This window comes from Cribrihabitans marinus, assembly GCF_900109035.1.
Classification (GTDB): domain Bacteria; phylum Pseudomonadota; class Alphaproteobacteria; order Rhodobacterales; family Rhodobacteraceae; genus Cribrihabitans; species Cribrihabitans marinus.
The window spans coordinates 1-1,051 of sequence record NZ_FNYD01000033.1 but is presented as its reverse complement, the minus strand read 5'-3'; the positions used below and the strand labels follow the sequence as shown (position 1 = coordinate 1,051).

Sequence of the window (1,051 nt, the reverse complement as noted above, 5' to 3'; positions counted from 1 at the left end):
CCAGAACCTTGATGTCCATCAGATGCTCCTCTCTCCACCTATGCCCGCCACGGTAGCAGCGGGTTGGTGGGAAGGCAGTTCATCCCATTAGCTTACGGTGGCTGGATTGCAACCCCGGCTGGACGCACCGCCCCCTTTCTTCCCGGCCAGTTGACGGCATGGCAGAGGCGGCGCAACTCTGGGTCGGGCCTGCACCGACGTTGACCAACCAACCGCCGCCGGACGAGCTTGAGCAGATGCTCCACATCGCCAGAAAGTTCGACGTGGCCGCGCGGGATGAGCGCAACCGCGCCCTTGGCAAGGCCGGGGAAGAGCGCGTCTTGAAGCACGAGCGTGACGCTCTGACCGCAGTGGGGCGAGAGGATCTTGCGCAGCAAATCCGCTGGGTGTCCGAAGAAGACGGCGATGGCGCAGGCTACGATATTGCCAGTTTCGATGCAGACGGACGGCAGCGTCTCATCGAGGTGAAGACCACAAACGGCTGGGAACGCACGCCGTTCCATATATCGCGCAATGAAATTGCCGTGGCAGATGAACGGCGCGAGGAATGGTGCTTGTTTCGCCTTTGGAACTTCGCACGAACGCCCAAGGCTTTCGAGTTGCGCCCGCCGCTTGATGCGCATGTGTCGCTGACCGCAACCAGTTTTCAAGCAAGCTTTCACTGAACGAGACACGGTCACCGAAACAGCGCACCAATGGAGCGCGAGATAAAAGAGGTGCCGCATCCGGCAGGCAACTGGTTGTTGTGATTGACTTTATTCAGCCGCACCCCTGTACGCTATGCGGCAACAATACGGTTAACGCACTGACTTCCCGGGAATAATTCAGCGGCACATTCCGAATAGGCGTTTTTTGCGGCGTCAAATTCAACGCAAAATCACATATTTAGGTGCCCTTAAGCGGCAAGGGTTGGAGGGTCGCCGTGCGATTTCCTCGTCAACATCAGACACCTAGGCGTAAGCGCCTCGCCGATCCCCTCCTGCCGCTCTGAGGCTGTCTGTGCGAGTCCTGCTGTCGAGATTAGGCAGAGGACTGGACGGCAAAATGGACG

General features: G+C 58.8%; 1 pseudogene. It reads left to right on the top strand.

The features are described from left to right. Positions 1 to 95: 95 nt before the first annotated feature. Positions 96 to 665: pseudogene (locus BMX57_RS20260) on the top strand (protein NO VEIN domain-containing protein); the annotation flags it as partial. Positions 666 to 1,051: the final 386 nt, after the last annotated feature.